Source organism: Streptomyces sp., from assembly GCF_031181555.1.
Taxonomy (GTDB): Bacteria; Actinomycetota; Actinomycetes; order Streptomycetales; family Streptomycetaceae; genus Streptomyces; species Streptomyces fimbriatus.
Genome location: NZ_JAPSKQ010000001.1, coordinates 43,554 through 48,149, shown reverse-complemented (window position 1 = coordinate 48,149; position 4,596 = coordinate 43,554). Strand labels below are relative to the sequence as shown.

Here is a 4,596-nt window from a genome sequence, read left to right as displayed (position 1 = left end):
GACCGACGTGCCCTGCTTGGTGCGCTGGGCCTGGTTGCGGGCGACGAGACCCTCGAGCGTGCTGCGGACGACCGTCGTCCTGATGGTGCGCCCGGGGTGGGCCTGGCCGAGGGAGGCGGTGATCTCCGCCGCCGAGCGGGGTTCGGTCCGCTCGGCCAGGTGCTGCCGGACGAGCTCGGCCAGCTTGGGCCCGTCCGCCCCGGTCCGGTCCGCCCTGCCCCCGGACGACGCGCGCGCCGACTTCCCGGACGCGGCGCGGGGAGATGCCGCCGAGGCCTTCCTCCCGCGCTTCGGCTTGTCCGTCCCCGACTTGGCGCGGCTCTTCCGCCGCGGCGCCGGGACGGTCGGGCCGCCGGACACCGTGCCGTCCTCGGGCACGGCGACGGGCTCCGCGGGCACCGGTGCGATGCCCAGCGCCTGCTGCATGTTCACCAGGACGGTGTGGTCGCGCTGAAGCGCGGTCAGCTGCTCCTGCAGCGCGGCGATCTCCGCGGCGACGCGTTCCTGTTCCTTGACGTTGCGCTCCAGGTCGCTCGCCACCTGGGCGGTGTACTGCGAGGTGAGGTCCGTGACGGCGGTGGTGTTCCCGGACATGGCGGTGCCCCTTCTCCCGGTTTCCCGATGGCCGGCCATGGTACGGCCGTGCCGGCCCTCGAAGGGCCCGTACTCCACTCGGGGGACGGCCCGTCACACGGACGGGCGCCGTGGGTCGGTCATCAGGACCCAGGCGGAGGTGCCCCCGGGAAGTCGAAGTCACGCTGAGGGCATGGCCTCATCGATCGACTGCCCCTCCCGCGCGCGTCACCGCGCCCCGTCCCGGGGTGACCGGCAGACCGGTGTCCTCGTCCGGGCACGCGGCCGGCTGCCGCTGCCGGCCGTCCTCCTCGCCGTGCTGGCGGCCCTCGTCGGATGCGGGGCGGGCACCGGCGGCACGGCGCGCGACACCCCGGCGGCCACCGTGCCGGCGGGCGGTCCACCGGGCGCCGCCGGCACCGCGCAGGGCGGGACCGGCGCCGCCGGCACCGCGCAGGGCGGGACCGGCGCCGTGGCGGAGACGACGGCGCCCGCCGACATCCCCGGCCTCGGCCCCCGTATGCTGGCGCAGATCCCCGGGGACACCCGCCAGGTCGTCGTCGTCACCGGCCGGGGCAGGAACGACAACCGCTCCGAGGCCGTGCTGTACCGGCGCACCGCCTCCGGGTGGCGGGCGGGTACGGCATGGCCCGCGCACAATGCCCTCAGGGGCTGGACCGACGACCACTACGCGGGCGACCTCCGTTCGCCCATCGGGGTGTTCACCCTCAGCGACGCCGGGGGACTGCTGCCCGACCCCGGCACCGAACTGCCGTACGACCAGTCGGAGGGCTTCATCGTCGACGGCACGGGCTTCGAGGGCGAACCGCTGGCCGGGTCCTTCGACTACGTCGTCGCGATCGACTACAACCGCGAGCCGGGCACCTCCCCGCTGGACGGGACCCGTCCGCTCGGCGCCGACAAGGGCGGCGGGATCTGGCTGCACGTCGACCACCAGGGCCCCACCCAGGGATGCGTGAGCCTCGAGAAGCGGCACATGAGGGAACTCCTGCGCGCACTCGACCCCGACCAGAACCCGGTGATCGTCATGGGCGACGCCGGCTCCCTGGGCAGGTGACGCCCCGGCGGAGTGCGCGGTGTCCCGCGCCGGCGCTCCGTGGGACACGGATCTTCCCTACCCGGCGAGGACTTCCGTGTTCTGGCAGGCGTGCAGCAGCCAGCGGCCGTCCTCCTGCTTGGTCATGACGTAGAGCGGGGCCCCCTGCGAGCCGCTCTTCGCGCAGTGGTACACCTGCCGCACCTTGACGGCCGCCACGTCGGGCCGCAGGAACTGGACGTGCACCACCTCGTAGGTGACCTCGCCGTCCCACTCGGCGTCGGGCAGCACGGCGCGGGTGAACTCGGCGATGGCGTCGAAACCGATGAGGACCTTGCCGTGGCCGGTCGTCCAGAGGGCGTCGGGGTGGAAGAGCGAGAGGAAGCCTTCCGCGTCCTTGGCGCGCTGAGTGCGCTCCACGGTGGCGACGACCTCTTCGATGGCCTTGATGTCCGTGATCCCTGTACTCATGAGGAGCACTCTGGTACCTCAACTCGTCTTGAGGTCAAGGGGTGCCGCTCGCGCTCACCCGGCGCCGTCCCGCGGTCCGCCCTCGTCCCGCAGGGCCCGGTTGGACGCGGTGTCCCCGGCCGTCAGGTGCTCCAGCACCTCGACCAGTTCCTGGCAGGCGCGTTCCACGGACCGTCTGGTGTTGCGCTGCTCGGTGATCACCGCGGACAGCAGCAGGGCGGTCAGGGCCATCGTCCCGTTGAACGCCTGGAGCTTGATCATGATCTCCACGCGGGACAGCTGCGCGAACGACCCGACGCGGTCGGTCGCCGCGATGGTGGCCATGACGGAGGCGAACAGGGCGCACAGCATGCTGCCGGCGAGCTGGAACCGCAGGGCCGCCCAGATCAGCAGCGGGTAGACGAGGAACAGCAGACTGATGTGGCTGTGCGTGGCCAGCGGCACGGAACAGCCCACGATGGCCGCCAGACCCACCGCCTCCGCCGACCGCGACCAGCGCATCACGGGACGCTCGCGGTGGACCAGGAGCAGCACCGGGGTGACGATCAGCACGCCCATGGCATCACCCACCCACCAGGCCAGCCACACCACCCAGAAGTCGTGCCCCGGCAGGTCGCCCGTGGCCACGAGGAGACCGACGCCGGAGGAGGAACTGATCAGCATGGCGCCCAGGGCGCCGAGGAACACCAGGGCGAGACCGTCCCGTAAGCGTGCGAGGTCGCTGCGGAAGCCCACCCCGCGCAGCAGGAGGTATCCGCACACGGGTGCGACGGTGTTGCCCACGAGGAAGCCCAGCGAGGACCACTGCAGGGGGGTGAGCGACATGAGGACGAACAGGGCGCCGAGCGCGACCCCCGCCCAGCAGCGCAGCCCGAAGAACAGCAGGCAGGCGACCGCCACCCCCGTGGGCGGCCAGATGGGGCTGACCACCGCACCCTCGACGATCAGCCCCCACAGCAGTCCCAGTCGTCCGGCCGCGTAATAGCAGGCGGCGACCGCCAGCGTCTCGAGCACGAGGACGGCCGGTGCACGCAGATCCTGGCTAGCCACCACACCAGCCATCAGACACCGGGGCCTGCGCGTCGGCGAGGTGAGGGGCGCGGGCCTGCGGCCCTATGGCTGAGTGACCGGTCCGTCGTGCCCGATCACCAGGACGGCCGCGTCGTCGTCGTGCCCCACCCGCTCCGCGCCCTTGATCACGGCGGCCGCGAGCGCGTCCGCGTCCATTCCCGCGACCGCCGCGATGCCCGCGAGCCGCACCACTTGGTCCAGTCCCTCGTCGAGCCGCATGGAGGGACCCTCCACGACACCGTCGGTGAGCATCACGAACACGCCGCCCGTGTCGAGCCGGTACCGGGTGACGGGGTAGGCCGCCCCCGGCAGGACACCGAGGGGAGGGCCCCCTTCGTCCTCCGTGATCCCGGACCGGCCGTCCGCGGTGGCCCACACGCACGGCAGATGCCCGGCCCGCGCGCTCTCCAGCACCCGGGTGGACGGGTCGAGCCGCATGAAGGTGCAGGTGGCGAACAGATCCGAGCCCAGGGACAGCAACAGGTCGTTGGTCCGGGACAGGAGCTCGCCCGGGTCGCTGTCGACGGAGGCGAGCGCCCGCAGCCCGACCCGCACCTGGCCCATGAAGGCGGCCGCCTCGATGTTGTGTCCCTGTACGTCGCCGATGGACAGGCCGATGCGGCCGTCGGGCATCGTGAACGCGTCGTACCAGTCGCCGCCCACGTTGAGACCCTGGTACGCGGGCGAGTACCGCACGGCCAGCCGCACGCCGTCACCGACCGGCAGGCCCCTGGGCAGCATGCCCCGCTGCAGGGCGATGGCCAGTTCGACCCGGGAGCGCTGCACCTCCGCCTGCGCGCGTGCCTGCGCCGTCAGCGTCCGGAGTCTGGCCAGCAGCTCGTCGCCGTCGTCCGTGGAGCCGATACGGAACATGGATCACTCACTCGGGCGAGGAGACTCAGGCGCGGAAGTCGCCCCCGGGATAAAACGATCGTATGTATATGAAAGTGAATGATAGCCGTAAGTGAGATGACCGGGCCAGTTGTTCTCGCGGGTTCTCGCGGGCCGGCCGCCGAACGCGCCTAGGCTGTGCGCATGGAGCAGCGCGAGATCATGCAGCGGGGCGTCGGCATCCTCACCGAGGCCCTCGAGATGCGACGGCAGCTCCGGGAGAACCCGGACGCCGACGTGACCGGGAGCGGAGCGGTCGCCAAGCTCCTGGAGGAGATGCTGCCGCACATCCAGTTGCCGGCCGACGCGAGCGCCCGTGAGGTGGCGGACATCATCACGGAGAAGCTGGGCCCCGCCATCGTGCAGATCACCTCCGCCCTGACCTTCGCCTTCGTGCAGCTCGCCGAGGTCCACGACGAAGGCCGCACCGACGTGTCGTCCGCCGACGTCCTGCGCTCCATCTCCCTGCACTACGAGACCGACGCGGAACGGTAGTCCCGGCGGCCCGCGCGAAGCCCGTCGCCCTCTTTCCC

Annotated in this window: 6 protein-coding genes; 2 read left to right on the top strand and 4 right to left on the bottom strand. The window is 72.1% G+C overall.

Annotated elements, in window-relative coordinates:
- A partial coding sequence (locus tag RIM90_RS00185) for a hypothetical protein (protein WP_309058403.1) occupies positions 1 to 594 on the bottom strand: 594 nt, incomplete at its 3' end.
- A 172-nt stretch (positions 595 to 766) separates the two neighbouring features.
- Between RIM90_RS00185 and RIM90_RS00180 the strand changes: the two genes are divergently transcribed.
- A complete protein-coding gene (locus RIM90_RS00180; protein ID WP_309058402.1) occupies positions 767 to 1,651 on the top strand; it encodes a L,D-transpeptidase family protein in 885 nt (294 codons plus the stop codon).
- A gap of 57 nt (positions 1,652 to 1,708) precedes the next feature.
- Here RIM90_RS00180 and RIM90_RS00175 read toward each other — a convergent pair whose 3' ends face one another.
- From RIM90_RS00175 to RIM90_RS00165, 3 genes are read right to left on the bottom strand one after another with little or no spacing between them, the layout of a single operon-like run.
- A complete protein-coding gene (locus tag RIM90_RS00175; RefSeq protein WP_309058401.1) occupies positions 1,709 to 2,101 on the bottom strand; it encodes an SgcJ/EcaC family oxidoreductase in 393 nt (130 codons plus the stop codon).
- Between the two features lie 54 nt (positions 2,102 to 2,155).
- Positions 2,156 to 3,163 carry an MASE1 domain-containing protein gene (locus tag RIM90_RS00170; RefSeq protein ID WP_309058400.1) on the bottom strand — a complete coding sequence of 336 codons (1,008 nt, stop codon included), beginning with the start codon at positions 3,161 to 3,163 and terminating at the stop codon, positions 2,156 to 2,158.
- A 51-nt stretch (positions 3,164 to 3,214) separates the two neighbouring features.
- A complete protein-coding gene (locus RIM90_RS00165) occupies positions 3,215 to 4,045 on the bottom strand; it encodes a PP2C family protein-serine/threonine phosphatase (RefSeq protein WP_309058399.1) in 831 nt (276 codons plus the stop codon).
- Positions 4,046 to 4,207: 162 nt separating this feature from the next.
- Between RIM90_RS00165 and RIM90_RS00160 the strand changes: the two genes are divergently transcribed.
- On the top strand, positions 4,208 to 4,558 hold the full coding sequence (locus tag RIM90_RS00160) for a hypothetical protein (protein ID WP_309058398.1): 351 nt from the start codon (positions 4,208 to 4,210) through the stop codon (positions 4,556 to 4,558).
- Positions 4,559 to 4,596 lie beyond the last annotated feature (38 nt).

Bases quoted from the DNA above. Each gene is read 5' to 3' on its own strand.
- RIM90_RS00180 (WP_309058402.1), top strand. From the start codon at position 767: ATGGCCTCATCGATCGACTGCCCCTCCCGCGCGCGTCACCGCGCCCCG.
- RIM90_RS00175 (WP_309058401.1), bottom strand. From the start codon at position 2,101: ATGAGTACAGGGATCACGGACATCAAGGCCATCGAAGAGGTCGTCGCC.
- RIM90_RS00170 (WP_309058400.1), bottom strand. From the start codon at position 3,163: ATGGCTGGTGTGGTGGCTAGCCAGGATCTGCGTGCACCGGCCGTCCTC.
- RIM90_RS00165 (WP_309058399.1), bottom strand. From the start codon at position 4,045: ATGTTCCGTATCGGCTCCACGGACGACGGCGACGAGCTGCTGGCCAGA.
- RIM90_RS00160 (WP_309058398.1), top strand. From the start codon at position 4,208: ATGGAGCAGCGCGAGATCATGCAGCGGGGCGTCGGCATCCTCACCGAG.